The organism is Mesorhizobium sp. M0145, from assembly GCF_040322355.1.
GTDB lineage: Bacteria > Pseudomonadota > Alphaproteobacteria > Rhizobiales > Rhizobiaceae > Mesorhizobium.
Map to the genome: position 1 here is coordinate 253,965 of NZ_JAMYTK010000005.1, position 21,422 is coordinate 275,386.

Annotated in this window: 19 protein-coding genes; 8 read left to right on the plus strand and 11 right to left on the minus strand. The window is 63.8% G+C overall.

What is annotated here, in order from left to right; translation table 11 throughout:
- Nucleotides 1-14 precede the first annotated feature (14 nt).
- Nucleotides 15-713 carry a nitroreductase gene (locus NKJ28_RS11845; RefSeq protein ID WP_352452121.1) on the minus strand — a complete coding sequence of 233 codons (699 nt, stop codon included), beginning with the start codon at nucleotides 711-713 and terminating at the stop codon, nucleotides 15-17.
- A 272-nt stretch (nucleotides 714-985) separates the two neighbouring features.
- Here NKJ28_RS11845 and NKJ28_RS11850 point away from each other — a divergent pair, with 272 nt between their 5' ends.
- The 5 genes from NKJ28_RS11850 to NKJ28_RS11870 all read left to right on the plus strand — a co-directional run bounded on the left by NKJ28_RS11850 (nucleotide 986) and on the right by NKJ28_RS11870 (nucleotide 8,658).
- Complete coding sequence (locus NKJ28_RS11850) at nucleotides 986-1,579, plus strand: helix-turn-helix domain-containing protein (RefSeq protein ID WP_031211731.1); 594 nt, start codon at nucleotides 986-988, stop codon at nucleotides 1,577-1,579.
- Nucleotides 1,580-1,656: 77 nt separating this feature from the next.
- Nucleotides 1,657-4,110 (plus strand): GcvT family protein, encoded by a 2,454-nt coding sequence (locus NKJ28_RS11855; protein WP_352635652.1) that lies wholly within the window; start codon nucleotides 1,657-1,659, stop codon nucleotides 4,108-4,110.
- On the plus strand, nucleotides 4,107-5,006 hold the full coding sequence (locus tag NKJ28_RS11860; protein ID WP_352635654.1) for a homocysteine S-methyltransferase family protein: 900 nt from the start codon (nucleotides 4,107-4,109) through the stop codon (nucleotides 5,004-5,006). The genes NKJ28_RS11855 and NKJ28_RS11860 overlap by 4 nt, the downstream gene beginning before the upstream one ends.
- The gene (locus tag NKJ28_RS11865) at nucleotides 5,006-6,187 is read left to right on the plus strand and encodes a pyridoxal phosphate-dependent aminotransferase (RefSeq protein ID WP_352635656.1); all 1,182 of its coding nucleotides are present in this window, start codon (nucleotides 5,006-5,008) and stop codon (nucleotides 6,185-6,187) included. The genes NKJ28_RS11860 and NKJ28_RS11865 overlap by 1 nt, the downstream gene beginning before the upstream one ends.
- Entirely contained in the window at nucleotides 6,184-8,658 is a 2,475-nt protein-coding gene (locus NKJ28_RS11870; RefSeq protein ID WP_352635658.1) for a GcvT family protein, read from the plus strand. The genes NKJ28_RS11865 and NKJ28_RS11870 overlap by 4 nt, the downstream gene beginning before the upstream one ends.
- Nucleotides 8,659-8,875: 217 nt before the next feature.
- On the opposite strand, the gene NKJ28_RS11875 is transcribed toward NKJ28_RS11870, so the two are convergent.
- From NKJ28_RS11875 to NKJ28_RS11900, 6 genes are all read right to left on the minus strand, one after another.
- On the minus strand, nucleotides 8,876-9,457 hold the full coding sequence (locus NKJ28_RS11875; RefSeq protein WP_023676544.1) for an NAD(P)H-dependent oxidoreductase: 582 nt from the start codon (nucleotides 9,455-9,457) through the stop codon (nucleotides 8,876-8,878).
- Nucleotides 9,458-9,682: 225 nt separating this feature from the next.
- The gene (locus NKJ28_RS11880; protein WP_352635688.1) at nucleotides 9,683-11,080 is read right to left on the minus strand and encodes an FAD-binding oxidoreductase; all 1,398 of its coding nucleotides are present in this window, start codon (nucleotides 11,078-11,080) and stop codon (nucleotides 9,683-9,685) included.
- On the minus strand, nucleotides 11,080-12,378 hold the full coding sequence (locus NKJ28_RS11885) for a cytosine deaminase (RefSeq protein WP_352635660.1): 1,299 nt from the start codon (nucleotides 12,376-12,378) through the stop codon (nucleotides 11,080-11,082). Before NKJ28_RS11885 ends, NKJ28_RS11880 begins: the two co-directional genes overlap by 1 nt.
- Before the next feature lie 193 nt (nucleotides 12,379-12,571).
- Nucleotides 12,572-13,423: an ABC transporter permease gene (locus NKJ28_RS11890; RefSeq protein WP_352635662.1), complete on the minus strand. Its 852-nt coding sequence runs from the start codon at nucleotides 13,421-13,423 to the stop codon at nucleotides 12,572-12,574.
- Nucleotides 13,410-14,252, minus strand: a complete 843-nt coding sequence (locus NKJ28_RS11895) for an ABC transporter ATP-binding protein (protein ID WP_352617546.1) — start codon at nucleotides 14,250-14,252, stop codon at nucleotides 13,410-13,412. The genes NKJ28_RS11890 and NKJ28_RS11895 overlap by 14 nt, the downstream gene beginning before the upstream one ends.
- Before the next feature lie 3 nt (nucleotides 14,253-14,255).
- Entirely contained in the window at nucleotides 14,256-15,260 is a 1,005-nt protein-coding gene (locus tag NKJ28_RS11900) for an ABC transporter substrate-binding protein (RefSeq protein WP_352617544.1), read from the minus strand.
- Nucleotides 15,261-15,536: 276 nt separating this feature from the next.
- Here NKJ28_RS11900 and NKJ28_RS11905 point away from each other — a divergent pair, with 276 nt between their 5' ends.
- Together NKJ28_RS11905 and NKJ28_RS11910 are read left to right on the plus strand one after the other, a co-directional pair.
- Complete coding sequence (locus NKJ28_RS11905; protein WP_352617542.1) at nucleotides 15,537-15,920, plus strand: RidA family protein; 384 nt, start codon at nucleotides 15,537-15,539, stop codon at nucleotides 15,918-15,920.
- Nucleotides 15,921-15,977: 57 nt separating this feature from the next.
- Nucleotides 15,978-16,781 (plus strand): creatininase family protein, encoded by an 804-nt coding sequence (locus tag NKJ28_RS11910; RefSeq protein ID WP_352454642.1) that lies wholly within the window; start codon nucleotides 15,978-15,980, stop codon nucleotides 16,779-16,781.
- Between the two features lie 64 nt (nucleotides 16,782-16,845).
- Here the strand turns inward: NKJ28_RS11910 and NKJ28_RS11915 are convergent, their stop codons facing one another.
- From NKJ28_RS11915 to cobD, 3 genes are all read right to left on the minus strand, one after another.
- On the minus strand, nucleotides 16,846-18,057 hold the full coding sequence (locus tag NKJ28_RS11915; protein WP_352635664.1) for a serine hydrolase domain-containing protein: 1,212 nt from the start codon (nucleotides 18,055-18,057) through the stop codon (nucleotides 16,846-16,848).
- Nucleotides 18,058-18,119: 62 nt separating this feature from the next.
- A complete protein-coding gene (locus NKJ28_RS11920; RefSeq protein ID WP_352635666.1) occupies nucleotides 18,120-18,623 on the minus strand; it encodes a tyrosine phosphatase family protein in 504 nt (167 codons plus the stop codon).
- Complete coding sequence (gene cobD, locus NKJ28_RS11925) at nucleotides 18,620-19,678, minus strand: threonine-phosphate decarboxylase CobD (protein ID WP_352635668.1); 1,059 nt, start codon at nucleotides 19,676-19,678, stop codon at nucleotides 18,620-18,622. The genes NKJ28_RS11920 and cobD overlap by 4 nt, the downstream gene beginning before the upstream one ends.
- On the opposite strand from cobD, the gene cbiB reads away from it, so the two are divergent.
- Nucleotides 19,677-20,648, plus strand: coding sequence for an adenosylcobinamide-phosphate synthase CbiB (cbiB, locus tag NKJ28_RS11930; RefSeq protein ID WP_352635670.1), 972 nt, complete (start codon nucleotides 19,677-19,679; stop codon nucleotides 20,646-20,648). The genes cobD and cbiB overlap by 2 nt on opposite strands.
- A gap of 27 nt (nucleotides 20,649-20,675) precedes the next feature.
- On the opposite strand, the gene NKJ28_RS11935 is transcribed toward cbiB, so the two are convergent.
- Nucleotides 20,676-20,990, minus strand: a complete 315-nt coding sequence (locus NKJ28_RS11935; RefSeq protein ID WP_051406122.1) for a hypothetical protein — start codon at nucleotides 20,988-20,990, stop codon at nucleotides 20,676-20,678.
- Between the last annotated feature and the right edge of the window lie 432 nt (nucleotides 20,991-21,422).

Genomic DNA, 21,422 nt, shown 5'->3' on the forward strand with positions numbered 1-21,422 from the left:
GACGGCGCTTCACGTCACTCCGCGAACGTCACCCACTCTTCCAGCGGCGCGCGGTCGGTGCGGAAGGCATTTTCGGGCTTGGACGTATCCTCATGGCCGAGCGCCATGCCGCAGACGACGATCTCCTCGTCGGGAATGTTGAGCACCGGCCTGATCTGCCGGTGATAGGGCGCGAAGGCAGCTTGCGGACAGGTGTGCAGGCCCCTGCCCCGCGCGGCGACCATGATGTTTTGCAGGAACATGCCGTAGTCGATCCACGACCCCTTGTTCAGCCGCCGGTCGACGGTGAAGATCATGCCGACCGGCGCGTCGAAGAAGACGAAGTTGCGGTCGTGCTGCGCACGCATCCTGTCGACCTCGCGCCGGCCGATGCCGAGCACGCCGTAGAGGCCGAAGCCGTTGGCCCGCCGTCGCGTCAGATAGGGTTCGAAGAACTGGTCGGGATAGTAGCGGTACTCGTCCCACTCGGCCTTTTCGGCGCGGATGCCCGAGCTGAGGATGGCGTCGGTGATGCGCTGCTTGACCTCGCCCTTGGTCACATAGACTTTCCAGGGTTGCATATTGGTGCCTGAGGGCGCGCGCGCGGCAACGGCGAGAATATCGCGGATGGTCTCGTCGTCGACCATATCGGGCAAGAAGGCGCGTACCGACCGCCGCGAGGTGATCGCGTCATCGACGATCGCCGCCGCAATCCGGGAGTTGTTTTCCAGCATGGGCCGTCCTTTTGCGTATGATCCCGAACCCGATTTTCCGGAAGGATCATGCGCCGACTAGAAGTGATGGGGAGCATCCTTGCGCGTCTTTTTGAACGCCCGATAGCCTACCCGCCTCGACCGGGCGCCCCACTCGCCGCTCGTGCGCCGAGCCTTTGCCCGAACCGTCAAAATGGCGCAAGTAAATCTTGTGGTTGCGTGAAAATCCTCTTGATTTTTTCATGAACCCGCCATCAAATGAAATTTGCTGGGAATTTTTCACCAAGACAGGGATGGCTTTGCCCTCAACCGCCGCCAGATCGGAACAGGACAGCGGCGAACGGCTGCTGGCCGGCGACATTCGCGCGTTGCGCAAGGCGCGCGGCTTGACGCTTGCTGAAATCGCACTGAAGCTCGGCCGTTCCGTCGGCTGGGTCAGCCAGGTCGAGCGCGGTCTGTCGGTCCCGTCGCTCGGCGATCTCAGGGCCTTCGCCGAATTGTTCGGCGTGCCGGTCAGCCTGTTCTTCAGCCATGACGTGCCTGTCGAGACCGAGCGCGGCGTGGTCGTGCGCGCCGGCAACCGGCGCACGCTTGGCACAAGCGATTCCGGCCTGGTGGAGGAGCTTCTGTCGCCCGATCTCGGCGGTAGCTTCGAGATGCTGCGTTCGGTCTTCGCTCCGGGTGCCGAGATGAAGGCCGAGGCGCGCCGGCCGACCGAGGAAGCCGGCTACGTCGCTTCGGGCAGTTTCGACATCGAAATTGCTGGCATCTGGCACCGGCTTGGCGAAGGCGACTCCTTCCGCTTCGACGGCAAGCCGTTCCGCTGGCGCAATCCTGGAGCCGAGCCGGCTGTCGTCATCTGGGTGGTTTCGCCGCCTGTCTATTGAACGAATGCATGTCGCCCAAAAGTGCGTGGCGGTTTTGGGACAACGACATGCATCAAAACAAATAGTCGGAGAAGAACATGGCCGGTTTGCCGACCACGGCACGCGTTGTGATCATCGGAGGCGGTGCCGTCGGCGCCTCCTCGCTCTACCATCTCGCCAAGGCGGGCTGGACCGACTGCGTGCTTCTGGAGAAGAACGAGCTGACCTCCGGCTCGACCTGGCATGCCGCCGGCAACGTGCCGACTTTCTCCTCGTCATGGTCGCTGATGAACATGCAGCGTTATTCGACCGAGCTCTATCGCCGGCTGGCCGACGAGGTCCGCTATCCCATGAACTACCACGTCACCGGCTCGCTCAGGCTGGCCCATAGCGCGGAGCGCATGCAGGAATTCCAGCGCGCCAAGGGCATGGGCCGCTACCAGGGCATGGATATCGACGTGGTCGGGCTCGACGAGATCAAGCGCCGTTACCCCTTCATCGAGACGCATGAGCTGAAAGGCGCGCTCTACGATCCGAATGATGGCGATATCGACCCCGCGCAGCTGACCCAGGCACTAGCCAAGGGCGCGCGCGACATGGGCGCGAAGATCATCCGCTTCTGTCCGGTCACCGGCGTGAGCCGAGACAATCACGAGTGGGTGGTCGAGACGGCGCAAGGCGAGATCCGCTGCGAGATCGTCGTCAACGCCGCCGGCTACCGCGCCGCCGAAGTCGGCAGGATGTTCGGCCGCGAGGTGCCAATGATGGTGATGAGCCATCAATATATCCTGTTCGAGGAAATCCCCGAACTGGCGGCGTGGTCGAAGGAACAGGGCAAGAAGCTGCCGCTGCTGCGCGACGTCGATACGTCCTATTATCTGCGCCAGGAAAAGAACGGCATGAATCTCGGCCCCTATGAGCGCAATTGCCGCGCCCACTGGGTCGGCCACAACGACCCAATGCCCGACGACTTTTCGTTCCAGCTGTTTCCCGACGATCTCGACCGGCTGGAACATTACCTGGCCGATGCTGTCGCCCGCGTGCCGATCCTCGGCACCGCCGGCCTTTCAAAGGTCATCAACGGGCCGATCCCCTATGCGCCGGACGGCAACCCGCTGATCGGCCCGATGCCCGGCGTGCCCAACGCCTTCGAGGCCTGCGTCTTTACCTTCGGCATCGCCCAGGGCGGCGGCGCCGGCAAGGTGCTGGCCGAATGGGTGACCGAGGGCCAGACCGAATGGGACATGTGGTCGTGCGATCCGCGCCGTTTCACCGCCTTTGCCTCGGCCCCGGATTATTGCGTCGCCAAGGGCATGGAGATCTACGGCAACGAATATGCCATCCAGTTTCCGCGCCATGCCTGGCCGGCCGGGCGCGACCGCAAGCTGTCGCCGCTCCACGACCGCATCAAGGCACTCGGCGCCCGGTTCGACGCCTATAATGGCTGGGAACGCGCCACCTGGTATGCGAAGCCAGGCGACGACATCTCCGAAGAATCCACGCTGACTTTCCGCCGCGACGGGCCGTGGCAGCATCGTGTGCGCGAGGAATGCCTCGCCGTCCGCGATGCCGCCGGCATTCTGGACCTGCCGGGGTTTTCCCGTTTCAATCTCGATGGTCCGGGTGCCGCCGAATGGCTGAGCCTCCAGGTGACAGGCCTGGTGCCGAAACCCGGCCGCATCGGCCTCGTCTATTTTGCCGACGACAAGGGCCGCATCGTCACCGAAATGTCGGTGGTCCGCCACGACGAGAACCTGATGACGCTGATCACCGCCGCTGTGGCTCAGTGGCATGATTTCGAATGGCTGAAATCGCGCATCCCGAAGGACGCCACATTCAAGCTGGTCGACCGGACGGAGGAATACTCCACCCAGATCCTCGCCGGCCCCAACTCGCGAAAAATCCTCGCCGAACTCTGCGCAGCCGACCTCACCCTGCCCTGGCTGACGCATCAGGAAACCAGTATCGCCGGACGTTGGGCAAAGCTGGTGCGCGTGTCCTTCGCGGGCGAGCTCGGCTGGGAAATCCACAGCAAGGTCGACGATACCGCAGCCATCTTCGACGCCATCTGGGCGGCCGGGAAGAGGCATAGACTAAAACCGTTCGGCATGTACGCGCTGGATTCGCTCCGGCTCGAAAAAGGTTACCGCACCTGGAAGGGCGACCTGTCGACCGACTATTCGATCCTGGAGGGCGGGCTGGAGCGCTTCGTCAGATGGGACAAGCCCGACTTCCGTGGCAAGGCGGCGCTGCAGAACGAAAGGCAGCAGGGCGTAAAGAAACGCTTCGTCACGCTGGTCGTCGAAAACCCCGGCGACTGCGATGCGCCCACCATGTCGACGCTGTGGCATGACGGCCGGATCGTCGGCGAGACGACATCCGGCGGCTGGGGTCATCGCATCGACAGGTCGATCGCGCTCGGCATGCTGCGCGCCGACCTCACCGAGCCGGGAACCGCGGTCGAGATCGAGATCTTCGGCGAACGTTTTCGGGCGGTCGTGCAGAAGGATGAGCCGTTATGGGATCCAAAGAACGAGAGGCTCAGAGCATGAAGACTGTCATCCTTACCGATGGCGGCATGGGCCAGGAGCTGGTCCGCCGTAGCAGTTCCGAGCCGACGCCGCTGTGGTCGGCCAGGGTGCTGATCGACGAACCGGATCTGGTGCGCGACCTGCATGCGGAATTCATCCGCGCCGGCGCCCGCGTCATCACCATCAACACCTATTCAGCCACGCCGGAGCGGCTGGCACGCGAAGGCGCGGAAGAGCTGTTCAAGCCGCTGCAGAAGCGCGGCATCGAACTGGCAAGGCAAGCCCGCGACCAGGCCGGCGACGCGGCGATCGCCGGCTGCCTGTCGCCGCTGTTCGGCAGCTATGCGCCGGCGCTGACGATATCCTTCCACGATACGCTCGACATCTATCGCCGTATCGTTGCCGAGCAGGCGGACGGCGTCGATCTGTTTCTGTGCGAAACCATGGCGTCGGCCGAAGAGGCGCGCGCCGCCGTCACCGCGGCGTCGGAAAGCGGCAAGCCCGTATGGGTGTCGTGGACGCTTGCCGACCACGGCACGCCGCGCCTGCGCAGCGGCGAAGCCATTGCGGCGGCGTCGGGCGCTCTTGCCGGCCTGCCCGTCGCGGCCCGGCTGATCAATTGCTGCCGGCCCGAAGCGATCGCTGCAGCGCTGCCCGAACTGATCGCTCTCGGCGGTCCAGTCGGCGCTTATGCCAACGGCTTCACCTCGATTGAGGCGCTCAAGCATGGCGGTACCGTGGACGTGCTGCACGCCCGCCACGACCTTGATCCGGATGCCTATGCCGGCCAGGCGGTCGGTTGGGTCGAGGCCGGCGCCGGCATCGTCGGCGGCTGCTGCGAAGTCGGACCGGCCCACATCGCCGCGCTGCGCGACCGGCTCGAACAGGCCGGTTATGAAATTTCGGGAGCAGCATAATGCCCAGGCCATCATCGCGCATTTCCGGCATCGTGCCTTCGGGCAAGGATGGCTGGGAGGTTCATTCCGCTGCCTGGGCGCGCAAGCAGGCCGGCGAGGACATCATCATGCTGTCGGTCGGCGACCATGATTTCGACACGCCGAGCGAGACGATCGAAGCCTGCGTGACGGCCGTCCGCGCCTGCAATCACCACTACACGCCGCTTGCCGGCGTTCCACGCCTGCGCAAGGCGATGGCGGCGGCCTCGATGCGGTGCACCGGCGTTGCGACAAATCCCGACCAGGTCATCGCCACGCCGGGCGGGCAGGCCGCGCTTTACGCGGCCATTCAAGCGGTTCTCGACCAGGGCGACCATGCTATCGTCGTCGCGCCGTATTACGCCACCTATCCCAACACCTTCAGTGCGGCGGGCGCCGAGTTCAGCGTCGTCGAGACCCCCGCCGAGGATGGCTTTCAGCCGCGCGCCGCCGACATTCGCGCCGCCCTTCGGCCGAACACCCGCGCCATCCTGATCAACACGCCCAACAACCCCACGGGCGCCGTCTATTCGCGAGAGCGCCTGGAGGATCTGGCGCAGATCTGCCGCGAGCATGACCTATGGCTGCTGTCGGACGAGGTCTACTGGACGCTGGTCGGCGGCGAGCACGTCTCACCACGCTCGCTGCCCGGCATGGCGGAACGCACGCTGGTCATCAATTCGATGTCGAAGAGCCACGGCATGACCGGCTGGCGCATGGGCTGGCTGACCGGGCCCGAGGAGATGGTCTCGCTGCTGACCGACCTCAATCTGGTGATGACCTACGGCCTGCCGGCCTTCATCAGCCTCGCCTGCGCTGAGGCGCTCGAAAATGGTTACGGCGTCAAGGAGATCGCCGAGCGCTATGCCGCAAGGCGCGCCGTCGTTCTCGATGCCATGCGCGGTATGAACAACGTCACCGTGCGCGGCTCCGAAGGCGGCATGTATGTGATGCTCGACATATCGGCGATCGAGCCGGACGACGAAAAATTCGCCTGGGCTTTCCTCGACCAGGAGAAGGTCGGCGTCATGCCCGGCTCGAGCTTCGGCGAGGCTGCAGCCGGCCACATCCGCTTCAGCCTCTGCCAGCCTGAGCCGGTGCTGATGGAGGCCGCCACACGCCTGCGCCGCTTCGCCTCCTTCTATCGCCGTGAGGCCGCATGAGCGCCTCACCCACCAAAACCATTCCGACCAAGGCCATTCCTCCCAAAGCGAGGGCGGTCATCATCGGCGGCGGCGTCTCCGGCTGCTCGGTCGCCTATCATCTGGCCAAGCTCGGCTGGACCGATATCGTGCTGCTCGAGCGCAAGCAGCTGACCTCGGGCACGACATGGCACGCCGCCGGCCTGATCGGCCAATTGCGCGGTTCGCAGAACATGACGCGGCTGGCGAAGTACTCGGCCGACCTCTACGTCAAGCTGGAGGCCGAGACCGATGTCGGCACCGGCATGCGCCAGGTCGGCTCGATCACGGTGGCGTTGACCGAGGAGCGCAAGCACGAGATCTATCGGCAGGCGTCTCTCGCCCGCGCCTTCGATGTCGATGTGCGCGAGATTTCGCCTAGTGAAGTCAAGCAGATGTACCCGCATCTCAATGTGTCAGATGTGGTCGCCGCCGTGCACCTGCCGCTCGACGGCCAGTGCGATCCGGCCAATATCGCCATGGCGTTGGCCAAGGGCGCGCGCCAGCGCGGTGCAACGATCGTCGAGAACGTCAAGGTGACCAAGGTGCATACCAGGGCCGGCCGCGTCGCCGGCGTTTCCTGGGCGCAGGGCGACGAGCAAGGCCTGATCGAAGCCGATATCGTCGTCAACTGCGCCGGCATGTGGGCACGCGAACTTGGCGCCCAGAACGGCGTCACCATCCCGTTGCACGCCTGCGAACATTTCTATCTCGTCACGGAACCGATCCCCGGGCTTTCCCGCTTGCCGGTGCTGCGCGTGCCGGACGAGTGTGCCTACTACAAGGAAGATGCCGGCAAGATGATGCTCGGCGCTTTCGAGCCAGTGGCCAAGCCTTGGGGCATGAACGGCATAAGCGAGGATTTCTGCTTCGACCAGTTGCCGGAGGACATGGACCATTTCGAGCCGATCCTCGAAATGGGCGTCAACCGCATGCCGATGCTGGCCACCGCCGGTATTCACACCTTCTTCAACGGTCCCGAGAGTTTTACGCCCGACGACCGCTACTATCTCGGCGAGGCGCCGGAGCTTTCCGGCTACTGGATGGCGACCGGCTACAATTCGATCGGCATCGTCTCCTCCGGCGGCGCCGGCATGGCGCTGGCGCAATGGATCAATGACGGCGAGGCGCCCTTCGACCTCTGGGAGGTCGACATCCGCCGCGCCCAGCCGTTCCAGAAGAACCGCCGCTATCTCAAAGAGCGCGTCTCCGAAACGCTCGGCCTGCTCTACGCCGATCATTTCCCCTACCGCCAGATGGCAACCTCGCGGAACATAAGGCGTTCGCCGCTGCACGAGCATCTGAAGGTGCGCGGCGCCGTGTTCGGCGAGGTCGCCGGCTGGGAGCGCGCCAACTGGTTTGCGCGGGAGGGCCAGGAGCGCGAATACCGCTATTCCTGGAAACGGCAGAACTGGTTCGATAACCAGCGCGAGGAGCATCTGGCGGTCCGAAACGGCGTCGGCCTGTTCGACATGACCTCGTTCGGCAAGATCCGCGTCGAGGGCCGCGACGCCTGCGCCTTCCTGCAAAGGCTCTGCGCCAACGACATGAACGTGACGCCGGGCAAGATCGTCTACACCCAGATGCTCAACCAGCGCGGCGGCATCGAGAGCGACCTCACCGTCTCGCGATTGTCCGAAACCGCCTTCTTCCTCGTCGTGCCCGGCGCCACGCTGCAACGCGACCTGGCCTGGCTGAGAAAACATCTTGCCGACGAGTTCGTCGTCATCACCGATGTGACCGCTGCCGAAGCGGTGCTTTGCCTGATGGGCCCGGATTCGAGGAAGCTGATCCAAAAGGTCAGCCCGAATGATTTCTCCAATAACAACAACCCGTTCGGCACGTTTCAGGAGATCGAGATCGGCATGGGCCTGGCCCGCGCCCACCGCGTCACCTATGTCGGCGAGCTCGGTTGGGAGCTTTATGTCTCGACCGATCAGGCTGCCCATGTCTTCGAGGCCATCGCGGAAGCCGGCACTGACGCCGGCCTGAAGCTATGCGGCCTGCATACGCTGGATTCCTGCCGCATCGAAAAGGCCTTCAGGCATTTCGGCCACGACATCACCGACGAGGACAATGTGCTGGAGGCCGGGCTGGGTTTCGCGGTGAAAACGGCCAAGGGCGACTTCCTTGGCCGCGATGCGGTGCTGAAGAAGAAAGAAACCGGCCTGTCACGCCGGCTGGTGCAGTTCCGCCTGAATGACCCCGAGCCCCTGCTCTTCCACAATGAGGCGATCCTGCGCGACGGCACGATCGTCGGCCCGATCACCTCGGGCAATTACGGCCATCATCTCGGCGGCGCGATCGGGCTTGGCTACGTGCCGTGCCAGGGCGAGAGCGAGGCGGACGTGCTGGCGTCGTCCTACGAAATCGAGATCGCCGGCGAGCGCTTTGCGGCGGAAGCGTCGCTTAAGCCGATGTACGATCCGAAATCTGAGCGGGTGCGGATGTAACTCTTTTCCTTCTCCCCTTCTTGTGGGAGAAGGTGGCCGAGCGAAGCTCGGTCGGATGAGGGGTGTTGGAAGGATCGCTACCTCAACGGAATTAGCGTTTAGCGCTCCCGTCCCAATCTTCCCACGCCGCGTTTCTTCCAGCACCCCTCATCCGGCTCGGCGCTACGCGCCGATCCACCTTCTCCCACAAGGGGAGAAGGAAAAGTCCCCTCCCGCGTCAGAACGCGTCCATCTTGGCAGCGACCTTCGCGATGAATTTCGTCCGCGTCTCGTTCGTCGACAGGTTCATCGAGTAATGCGCGAGATAGGAGACCGACCCGCCAGGCTTGATGGTGGCGCGCAGCACCCGATTGACCAGCTTGCGCGGCGGGTCGCCCATCAGCATGGCGCGGAACCGGCTGCCGCCATAGGTGGTGACCGCCGCGACCTTGTGAATGTTGTGCAGCGACGGCTGCACCTTGCCGTTGACCAGCTTGAACGACACGCCGGGCAGGAAGACGCGATCGAAAAAGCCTTTCAAAATGGCCGGATAGCCGAAGTTCCACACCGGAAACGACAGCACCAGCGCCTCGGCCCGCAGTAAGCGCTCGACATAGGCTGACGCCGGATCGCCGTCGCTGCGTTCGTCGTGATAGGACAGCCGTTCGGCCCGCGTCAGCCTGGGATCGAAACCCTCCGCATAGAGATCGCAGTCGTCGACGACATGGCCGGCGGCCTTCAGCCGCTCGATGATCGTCCGGTGCAGATCGGCGTTGAAGCTGGTCTCCACAGGATGAGCGTAGAGGACGAAGACGTTCACAGGAGAACATCTCGCAAGTCGGCACCAAGCACCCCCCTCTGCCCTGCCGGGCATCTCCCCCTCAAGTGGGGAGATCGGCTGTCAGTATCGCTTTCGCCAGTTGACGACGTTGGAAGATGGTCGAGACGATGGAACTGCCAATCTCCCCCCTTGAGGGGGAGATGCCAAGTGGTGGCAAAGAGGGCAGGCCAGAGGGGGGTACAGCGCCACACGCCCGTCATCGTCTCAACCCGCCTTCTCCAGTCCCTTGAACAGGAACGACTTGCCCGAGCGATAATCATAGTCCGGGTTCTCCCAGGCGATCATCTTGCCCGGATTGAGCAGCCCTTGCGGGTCGGTCTCGCGCTTGAAGGCGAGCTGCACCTCGTCGGTGCGCTTCATGCCGCCTTCTTCCAGCGTGTAGCGGTGCGGGTTGAAGATCCAGCAGCCATTGTCCTCGTGGATGCGGATGATCTCGTCCAGCCGCTCCGCCGTGGTGAAGCGGACCAGCGGCAGCCCTGCGATGCCGATGGCGCCATCGAAGCGGATAAATTCAAGGTGTGCCGGCACCTCGTCGCCGAAGCGGTCGACCATCGCCTTGACGTGGCCGAGGTGGTCCGGCGACGGATAGCGGGTCTGCAGATAGGTGATCGTCGGATCGACCCGGATGGCACGCAGCGTCGTGTGGTTCCAGGTCAGCTCATAGGCCGGCGGCAGCCCTTTGAGATCGGCCTCCTTGTCGGCACGAAAGACGATCTCGCCCTTGCTGCGCGCCGTGAAGGCGAGGAAGGCATCCATCGCATGCGGCGCGATCATCAGGACGACGATGCTTTGGCCGCGCCGGAAAAACCGTTGGTGGCGCTTGAAGTAATCGTAGGGGATGGGTGCTGCGATCGGTGTGATCAGTTTCGCCAGGATACCGTCCTGGATGGCGAGATCGTTGCCGAAGCCGGCCGCATCCATGAAATCGTCGAAGCCGACGATGACGTCGATCCAGTCATAGCTGGCGGTCAGCGGCATCTCGACTTCGGTGATGATGCCGTTGGTGCCGTAGGCGTGCATGACCTTCAGCACGTCCTCGCCGGTGAGCTCCATGACCCGCGGCTCAGCCTCCATCGTCACGGTCCTCAGCCGGATGACGTTGCCGAGGTCGCGCAGTCCGCCCCAGCGGATCGAACCGATGCCGCCGGAGCCGCCGGCGACGAAGCCGCCGATCGATGCGGTGTTGTAGGTCGACGGCGACATGCGGAGCTCCTGGCCGGAATGCGCCCGCGTCGCTCTGTCGATGTCGGCGAGCACGGCGCCGGGGCCGGTGACGACACGGCCCGGCGCGATCATCTTGACCGCGTTCATCTCGGCGAGATTGAGCACGACGCCGCCGGACAGCGGCATCGCCTGCCCGTAATTGCCGGTGCCGCTGCCGCGCGGCGTCACCGGGACGCCGTGCCGGTGGCAGGCGGCGAGAATGTGGACGACCTCGTCTTCGGTTTTCGGCGTCACGATCAGGTCACCGGTGACGTGCTCGAGCTGCTGCTTCAGCACCGGGCTGTACCAGTAGAAGTCGCGGCTCTTCTGCTGGACGATCGCCGGATGGTCATCGACCTTGAGGCCGTCCAGGTCGCGCTTGAGCGCCGCAATATCCATCATTCCACCATCAGATCATCGAGTTCGGCATAATCGGGCAGCTGGCGCTCGATCGCCTGGCCGTCGCGCACGACGATGCGATCCGATTCGGGCCGTGACAGCAATTCCGTCCAGCTTCGCCCCCTGAAGACGACGAAATCGGCCGGCGCTCCGGCGGCAAGCGTGCCGAAATTATCGAGCCGCATCACCTTGGCCGGCGTTGCGGTGACAGCTTGCGGCCAGTCCGCGACGGGATGGTCTAGATGCAGGACACGCGTCGCCATGCGATAGACCTCCAGCATGTCGAGATCGCCATGGGCGTAGAACGGGTCGCGCGTATTGTCGGAGGCGACGGCGACGGCAATGCCGCGCGCCTTCATCTCGTGCAGCAGCGTCACCCCGCGCCAGCGCGGCGTTGTCCTGTCGCCTCGCCGGTCCTGCAGATAGAGATTGCACATCGGCAGCGACACCACCGCCAAGCCGGCCTTGGCGACCTTATCCAGCGTGTCGAGCACGTCGAGATCGGGCTGGCGTGCCAGCGAGCAGCAATGGCCGACCAGGATGTTCCCGTCAAAACCGTTCCAAAGGGCTGCTTCGGCGATTTTCTTCAGCGAGATCGCAGAGACATCGTCGGTCTCGTCGGCGTGGAAATCGAGGTCGAGGCCATGCTTGATCGCCTGCGCAAACACCTGGTCGAGCAGTTCTTCGAGATCCGGCACCATGTAGGTGACGACGCCGAGGACACCCTTGGCGGCAGCCACCCGTTTGGCCAGCCTCTCGAACCATTTCCTGTCGCGCACGCCCTCGATGCCGAGCAGGCAGGCCGCCTGCAGCTCGATGCGGCCGCGCCATTTCTCCCGCATCGTCTCGAACACCGGCCAGGAGATCTCTTCCTGCGGCGCGACGCTGTCGAGATGCGTGCGCAGCGCCCTGGTGCCGTGCGCGTAGGCGCAGCGCAGCGAAAAATCCATGCGGCGGGCAACGTCGTCGGCGCTCCAGCGCGCCGCGCGGTCGGCGCCGGTGGCGTTCAAAGCGGCCATGAAGGTGCCGTCCGGGTTGGGCTTTCGGGGCCAGATATGGCCCTTGTCGATATGGGTGTGGCAGTCGACAAAGCACGGCAGCACGATGCGGCCGCCGAGATCGGTGGCGTCCGCCGGTGCGTTGGATCGATGCGCCGTAATCCCGGAGATCTTGCCATCGGCGATTGCGATATCGGCGAGCCCAAACCCGTCGGTATCGAAGGCTCCGGAAAAGCCCGGCGTAAGTGAAGCATGAAGCCGAACCTTGGCGAGATGGTAGGAACCAGAAGCTGCTATCAAAGCCTACCCCCCTCTGTCCTGCCCTCTTTACCACTACTTGGCATCTCCCCCTCAAGGGGGGAGATTGGCAGCCTCGCCCATGGCGCTCGTCTTGCAACGTTGGCGATTAGCGAAATCCTGGATAGCATCCAATCTCCCCCCTTGAGGGGGAGATGTCCGGCAGGACAGAGGGGGGTGCTGGCGCTGCCCACCATCACCGCTCCTGCCTCAGCGCGCTCTCGTGCCAGCGCCGCAAAAGGAGATGCGATACCAGCGACAGCACCAGGAAGATCAGGATGCCGGTGAGCGAGATCAGGATCAGCGCCGCGAACAGCCTTGGTGCGTTGAGCCGGTAGCCGGCCTCGATGATGCGCGAGGCGAGGCCGGACGACTGGCCGGTGGCGCCGGCGACGAACTCGGCCACCACCGCGCCGATCAGCGACAGGCCGCCGGCGATCTTCAGCCCGCCGAGGAAATAAGGCATCGCCGCCGGCAGCCGCAGATAGCGCAATTGCTGCCAGCGAGTGGCGCCGTTGAGCTTGAACATGTCGCGCAGATTGCGGTCGACGGAGTTGAGGCCGAGCGTGGTGTTGGAGAGGATCGGAAAGAAGGCGACGATCCAGGCGCAAAGCAAAAGCTTCGTCGTCTGGTTGTCGACATAGATATTGATCAGCGGAAAGATCGCGACGATCGGCGTCACCTGCAGCACGATGGCGAACGGAAAGAACGACATCTCCACCCATTTCGACTGAGCGAACAGCACTGCCAGCCCGACACCGCCGACCACGGCGAGAAGCAGGCTCAAGAAGGTGATCCTGAGTGTCACCAGCAGCGAGGAGAACAGCAGCCCGGCATCGTCGTGCAGCGTCTGCAACACCACGCCGGGGCGCGGCAGGATGTATTTCGGAATGTCGTTCCAGACACAGACGCGGTCCCACAGCCAGATGGCCAGGATCATGATCGCCAGCGGCAGCAGCCATCTGCCGATGCGCTCGAAGCGCTCCTGGCGGACGCGGCGCGCCTCCTCCGGGTCGAGCGCCAGGACTGGTTCTTCAATGGCCGTCATGATGCGGTCCGGCAGTTGAGTTGATGGCGCCGATCAGCACGTCGGATGCCTGGCGGCAGAGCGCGGCATAGTCGGGCGAGGTGCGAAACGCCTCGTCGCGCGGATAGGATGCATCGACGGCAAGCTCGGCAAACACCCGGCCCGGCCGCGCCGCCATGACGACGATGCGGTTGGAGAGGAATACGCTTTCGAAGACGCTGTGGGTGACGAAAACGACGGTAAAACGCTCATCCTGCCATAGCTCGAGAAGGTCGTTGTTGAGCTTGAAGCGGGTGATCTCGTCGAGTGCGGCGAACGGCTCGTCCATCAACAGAATGCGCGGCTTGGTTACCATGGCGCGGGCGATAGAGACGCGCATCTTCATGCCGCCGGACAGTTCGCGCGGCACCGCATTCTCGAAGCCGGTCAGGTGAACCCGCGCCAGCATCTCCATCACCGCCGGCGCCGCCTTGGCACGCGACACGCCCTTCAGCCGCAGCGGCAGCCAGACATTGTCGAAGACGTCGGCCCAGGGCAGCAGCGTCGGCTCCTGGAAGACGAAGCCGATATTTGAACGGTCGCCGATAGTCGAACGCTCGAGGGCGCCGCTGCCGCGCCAGTCGAGCACGCCCGAGGTCGGCGTCGACAGGCCCGCAATCAGCCGCAGCGCCGTCGATTTGCCGCAGCCCGACGGCCCGAGCAGGCTGAGGAAATCGCCCTCCCGGATCGTCAGCTCGACATTGCTGAGCGCGGTGACGCCGTTGGAAAAAACCTTGCCGACGCCACGCAGCGCCAACAGCGTCGGCCCCGATACGCTTCCTGGCTGTTGCGCCACTTTCTCCAGCTTCACGGCCTACTTCTTCAGGTCGAGCCCGACGCTCTTGTTGACGAAGGCCAGCGTGTAGGCCTTCTTGATGTCGATGCCCGCCGGTGTGACCTTGGCCTTGACCATCTTGTCGTAGAAACTCTGGATGCGCGCATCGGTCATGGCGCCGATGCCGAGCTTTTCGCTGTCGCCGGAATCGACCACGCCGAACTTCTTCAGCTGCTCGATCGAGAAGGCGATCTGCTCATCCGTCATGTCCGGATTTTCCTTCTTGATCATCTCGTTGGCGGCCTTGTTGTCGCCGTAGAGATAATTGTACCAGCCCTTGGCCGAGCCATCGACGAAGCACTGGACCACCTCGGGCCGCTTGTCGACCGTCTCCTGCATGGTCTCGACCGTCGTTGCATATGTGTCCCAGCCATAGTCGGCCAGCAGGAACTGGTTCGGCGTGAAACCGCCCTGCTTCTGGACGGCGAATGGCTCCGAGGTGACGTAACCCTGCTGGATCGACTTCTTGTTGGCGATGAACGGCGCCGGGTTGAAGGTGTAGGGCGCGCGCTTGGCGGCGTCGAAGCCGAGGTCGGTGACCATCCACTGGAAGAAGGTCTGCGCACCTTCGTCGCCGAGGATGTACTGGTCGGCGTTCTTCAGGTCTTCCCATTTGTCCAGCCCCTGCCCGGGATGGGACATGATGACCTGCGGGTCCTTCTGGAAGTCGGCCGCCACGACGCGCATCGGTATGCCTTGCTGCACGGCATCGAAGGCCGACAGCAGATTGCCGCCCATGTAAAAATCGATCTTGCCGGCCAGCAGCAGCGGCCGGCCGCTGACCTGTGGGCCGCCCTGCATGATCGTCACGTCGATGCCGCAGGCCGCATAGGTGCCGTCCGCCACGGCCTGGTAGTAACCGCCATGCTCCGGCTCAGCCAGCCAGTTGGTGCCGAAGGTGACTTTTTCGTTCGCTGCCGCGGCAAGCGTGCCTGCGCCAAGCAGCACGATCACGCCCGCCGAAATCTTGAGTTTTCCGTACATCCACACCACCCTTTGTTCGCTCCGGCGCGTCACGCGCCGGGCTCGACACCATTGTTTCAAGAAGCAAGACACATGCCACCGGCGCGTTGCGCCGGGACCGCCCGCTTGTGCAATGCCCGCCTGAGCAATGGCGGCGCGAAGGCCGGACGGGTCATGCTGTACGAAAGGCATCGTGCCTATTTTTTGATCGCCTGTCCACAATCGCCCTCGTGACATGCACCGCCATCTTGATGCCCGCATCGATCCCGCTTTAGGCTGCCGTGAACGGAGATTGCCATGTTCAAATTTCTCACGCCGAAGTCGATCAAGCCGCCCTTCGCCCGCTACAGCCATGGCGTCGAACTGCCGCCCGGCAAGCGGCTGGTGCTGTGTTCGGGCCAGGTCGCAATCACCCCGGACGACCAGATCCCCGAGGAGGCCGGCGCACAGGCCGAGCTTTGTTTCCGGAACATATCGGCGATTCTCGGCGAGGCCGGGCTCGGCCTGTCCGACATCGTCCGCATCAACACCTACGTCACCGACCGCGCCTTCCTGCGGCCCTATATGGAGGTTCGCGACCGGCTGTTCGCCAGCCCGGCGCCGGCCTCGACGCTGATGATCGTGTCCGGTTTTGCCCGGCCGGAATTCAAGGTCGAGATCGAGGTCATTGCGGCGGGATGATCGACAGCCGATCGTTCCCGCGTTAGGTCTGGGCTTGTCGGTTCAAGAGGGCATGACATGACCGCTGCAAAAAAACGCGTATGGTGGGGTGACTACCGGACCACCGAATACGCGACCGTCGATCCTGAAGCGACCATTGCCGTTCTGCCGCTGGCGGCGATTGAGCAGCACGGCCCGCATCTGCCGGTCTCGACCGACACCTCGATCATGAACGGCATGCTGGAAACGGTGATCGCGCGCCTGCCCGGCGATCTCGACATCCGCATCCTGCCGGTCCAGGCGGTGGGCAAGTCGAACGAGCATTTGCACGCACCGGGCACCCTCACCCTGCCGGCGACGACCTTGGTCGAGGCGTGGACCGAACTTGGCCTGTCGGTCGCGCGCGCCGGCGTCCGAAAACTGATTGTCGTCAACTCGCATGGCGGCAATGAGGAGATCATGGGCATCGTCACCCGCGAATTGCGTGTGCGGGCAAAGATGCTGGCGGTAAAGACCAGCTGGCAGCGCTTTGGCCGGCCGGCCGGCATGTACACCGAGCTCGAAGACCGCCACGGCATCCATGGCGGCGACGTCGAGACCTCGCTGATGCTGCACTTCCGGCCCGACCTCGTCGATATGGGGAAGGCCGACAATTTCGTGTCCAAGGTCGCCCGCGCCGAAAAGGAATTTTCGCTGCTGCGCCACACCGGAACGCACGCCTTCGCCTGGATCGCCAGCGATCTCAACCCGAATGGCGTGGTCGGCGACGCCAGCATTGCCACCGCCGAAAAAGGCAGGCTCACCGCCGAACATCAGGCCGACGGCTTCATCGGCCTGCTGAGGGACGTGGGCAAGGCAAAGCTGGCGGATTGGTTGGCGTAGGTGTTTGATCCCACCAGCTCAGGCCTCGCTCACGAGGGGCGATTCCATTCGCGCGCGAGGATCCTCACTTCACCTCTTGAAGCGGCGACACCGTGTAGATTTCGTCCAGTATCTTCACCATCAAGGTGTTGGCGGTCGCCTGGCCGTCGAGCGCGAGAGTCAGGTTGGTCCATATGACCAGGGTGACGTCATTGGCCGGATCGTAGCCCATGAAGGACTGGTAACCGGGCATCTCGCCTTCGTGATAGTAGATTTCGTTAGGCCCGAAGGTCAGCGTTAGGATGCCATAGCCGTATTTTTGCATGGCGGGTTCGCCCGGCTCCGGCGCCTCAGGGCTTGCAAGCCACTGCCGCTGGAAGTCGGCATTGAAGAGCTTGCCCCCGACCAGCGCGCGCATCCAGGTCGCGAGGTCATCCGCGGTGGAGATGACTCCGCCAGCCGCAAAATAGGCGGACGGGTTCTGCCATGTGTCGTCGTTGGGCTTGAGCGTTCCCGCCCTGGCCGCAGCCTGGAGGTCGTCCGGATAGGGCGCATCAGCCAGGGCGTACGAAGTACTGCCGTAGAGATAGCCGTTTGAGTATGGCTCGGGGATGGCGTTCGACGTGCTCGGCGGCAACGCCGTGTTCTTCATGCCGAGCGGCCCGAACAGGCGGTCCCGGAAGATGGTCGAGAGCGGCTTGCCGTCGATCTTCTCGGCAACAAGGCCGAGCAGATAGTAGTTGGTGTTGTTGTACTCGAATTCGGCACCCGGCGCGAAGTCCGGCGGCCGTTTGAACGCCATGCCGAGTACTTCATCAGCGGTCCATACCCTGTAAGGATACTTGTCCAGGCTTTCGGCAAGTTCCGGCGCATTGGTGAAGTTAGGGAGGCCGCTCCGCATTGTTATGAGCTGCCGAATGGTTATCTCGTCGCCGTTGGGAACGCGCTGGACGTATTTCGAGATCAGATCGGCGAAGCTCAGTTTCCCCTCCTGCACCAGTTGCACGATGACAGCGGCGGTCATCGTCTTGGTGTTCGAGGCCGCATGGAAGTGGGTATCGGCGCGCGGCGGGTTCGTGGCACCCAGTTCAGTCGTACCGTAGCCGAAGACGAGGTTGCCCCGCGGAGTCTTGAGCAAAACCATGGCACCGGGCAGCATAAGTTCCTTGGCCAAACCCTCGACAGTGGCTTGGAGCGCTGCCAGGTCGATCGACTTGAGAGCCGGCATGGACGCGGCCATGGCGCTGCCTGTCGCGCAGACCACGCCAACAACGATGGCCAAAAGTCTCCCGATCATCATTCGCCCCTTGGCCGTGTCCTAGAACTCCTGCGCACTTTTGCTGGAATTTGTTTTTAGGCTCAGATTTTCAATTCGAACGGCGTGCCTTCGAAAGCATCCGCGCCGCGCCCGATCGCCTGGATCGCTTCGATCATCCGGCCCCTGCGATCGAGCAGTGCGTCGGCAATTGCGATCAGCCGCGGATTGGGTGTCGCCGTGGGCGACAGCGCGCGCAGCGTCTCGGCCAACTCGGCCTCGTCGCGCTTCGGCGCCAGCGCTGCCGCGATGATATAGGCCGAGGCTGTCGAGCGGCTGATGCCCGCATAGCAATGCACAACCAGCGGCCGCGAGCGATCCCATTGGCGGGCGAAATCAAGCAGGTTCAGGACATGCTCCTCGCCCGGCATCGTCATGCCCTCCTGCGCTACCGCAATGTCGTGCATGACCAGATGCAGATGGTTTTCCCTGGTGATCGAGGCCGGTCGCATCACCTCCGTTCCGGCGGCAAGCAGCGAAAGCAGCCGGCCGGCCCCGGTCTTCGTTACCGTTTCCTCGACTTTGGACAGCGAACAGACGTGGATCATTGGGTAGTTTCTCCCTTGGCATCATCGTCGCGCCGCGAGGCCCAGCCGGCAAGTGCGGATTCGAGCCGCCGCCATTCTTCGTCGGCTCCCGGCAGGCCGACGCGCAGCACATCCGGACGATCGGCGAAATGCCGAAGCAGGATGCCGCGCTGGCCGAGCACCGAAAACAGGCCGGCGGCGCCCGCCAGCCTGATATAGCGGAACAACGCGGTGCCACCGGCGACAGGCACGCCGAAGCAGCCGAACAGCGTATCGAGCCGTGCGGCATCCTCGGCCAGACGGCGCCGCATCCCGGCCTGCCAGCCGGTATCGGCAAGCGCCCTTATGCCATATTCGAGCGCCGGCCCGGCAACCGCCCATGGCCCGAATTGCGCCTCCAGCCGCTCGACCGTCAGCGCATCGGCCAGTGCAAAGCCAAGCCGCAGGCCGGCCAGGCCGAAGAACTTACCGAACGAACGCAGCACGACGATGCCGCCCTGGTCGACGTCGCCGGCCAGGCTTTCGCTGCGCGGGCCGACATCCATGAAGGCCTCGTCGACCACCAGCAGCCCACCTCTGGCGCGTAATGTCCCGGCAAATCGAAGCAATCTTTCGCGCTCGACGACGCGCCCGTCCGGGTTGTTGGGATTGACGACGACGGCAAGATCGGCCGCCGCCAGGGCTTCGAAATCATCGACTTCAGCCGCCGCATGGCCGGCGATCGCCGCTGCCCGCCGATGCTCGGCATAAGTCGGCCCGAGCACCAGCGCCGTGCCCGGGCTGACCAGCGAAGCGACGCGCGGCAACAGGATCTGCGTGCCGGGCGCCGCTGCGACATTCGCCGCCGACGGGGCGCCATAGGCGCTTGCCGCGCGTTCAGCCAAGTCGCGGCTGCGCGCTGTTTCCGGCAATCGCGACAGGGCGGTGGCGGGCAAATCGAAAAGCGGATAGGAGTGCGGATTGATCCCGGTCGAGAGGTCGACGAAAGGCAGCGGCGCGTGAGGGAAAAGCGCCCTCGCCCGGCCAAGGCTTCCGCCGTGGTCCACTGCCGCCGTCACTCCATCAAGAGACTTCATGCCGATCCTGATCACTTTCCTGTCGCTGGCCATCGAACTTGTACTCGGCTACCCGGCCCGGCTCTTCGATGCCATTGGCCATCCCGTCACCTGGTTCGGCAGGCTGATATCCTTTCTCGACCGCAGGCTCAACCGCGCCACTGATTCCGACGCCCACCGTCGCGGCTGGGGCGTCGTCGCGCTGCTGGTGATCGTGCTGGTGCCGGCCGCCCTCGCCCTCTGGCTCGAAACCTTGCTTTGGAGCATTCCCCTCGGCTTGTTGGTCACCGCAATCCTGGCGACGTCGCTGCTGTCGCAGAAGAGCCTGGCCGAGCATGTCGAAGCGGTCGCCGACGCACTCGACAGCGGCGGACTGGATATGGGCCGCATTGCCGTCTCGCGGATCGTCGGTCGCGACCCGGAAAAGCTCGACAGGGCCGCTGTCTGCCGCGCCGCGATCGAAAGCCTGGCCGAGAATTTCTCCGACGGCGTCGTCGCTCCGGCCTTCTGGCTCGGTATCGGCGGGCTCGCCGGCGGCGTCGCCTACAAGGCCGCCAACACCGCCGATTCGATGATCGGCCATCGCACCCCGCGCCACGAAGCCTTCGGCTGGGCGGCTGCGCGCTTCGACGATTGGATCAATCTGCCGGCGTCGCGGCTGACGGCGCTGCTGATCGTACTCGCCGCTTTTCTGGTCAAGGGCGCCGACGCCAAGGGCGCCTGGCACGCCGTGCGGCGCGATGCGAAAAAACACCGCTCGCCCAATGCCGGCTGGCCGGAAGCAGCGATGGCCGGCGCGCTCGGCCTGGCGCTCGCCGGCCCCCGCTCCTATGACGGCGTCATGGTCGAAGACGCGTTGATGGGCGAAGGCGGCCGGCGCGATGATATCGAGAGCACCGACATCCGACGGGCGCTGAAACTCTACCGCGTCGCCGACTTACTGCTGATCGCGCTGTTCGGCGTGATCGCGGTGATCGTCATCGCCGCGTGAACGTCCGAATGGGTCGGCAAACCCGACCTACCAGGTAACACGGACTTCCTTTGCGCTCGGATCGGCTTCCACGCCAAACCTTTTGATCGCGTACCCACCGGCAGCTACGGGAGAAGATTTCAATAAGGGTTCGACTACGACAAAAAGTCGTTCAGCGTTTGGCCCATACATGTAGAGGATGCATTCGCCTTCACCAAACAAGTCACCGTCAAACTCGCCGACCGATGCATCCTCGATAGCTTTCTCTAGCCGATTCTCGAGCGCATAAATGGATTCGCGTTCGTCAGCGGCACCAAACTGACCATCATTGAGAATAAGATAGACGATTACCGCCTGGTCCACGAACAATCTCCAGCTTCGCAAGCGACCAGAACTCTATCCCTGACATCCGGCGGCACTGAAACTCTACCGGATCGCCGACTTTCTGCTGATCGCACTGTTTGGGGTAATCTCGACGGTCGTAATTCTGTTGTGAACTTCGCCCGATCTCAGGCGAAACAAAAAAACCCGCCACGCGGCGGGTCGTTGGAGCCAATTAGCACCATACCGAAATTAGTAGCATAGCTGCCGGCACAAAGCAAGAACAAAATAAGGCTACGCCTCAAATAATCGCGTCAGGTCGGCGCCGCCCCTCACCCTTACCATTCCAGGGGCGAGCCGCTTCGTGCGGCTTTCCCTTCTCCCCTTGTGGGCTAGCGTGCGCACACATCTGCTTCGGAGAGGTGTCAAGGGAGTTTTGGTTGGGTAGCAGGTTTGGCTTGCGGGGTTGGAATC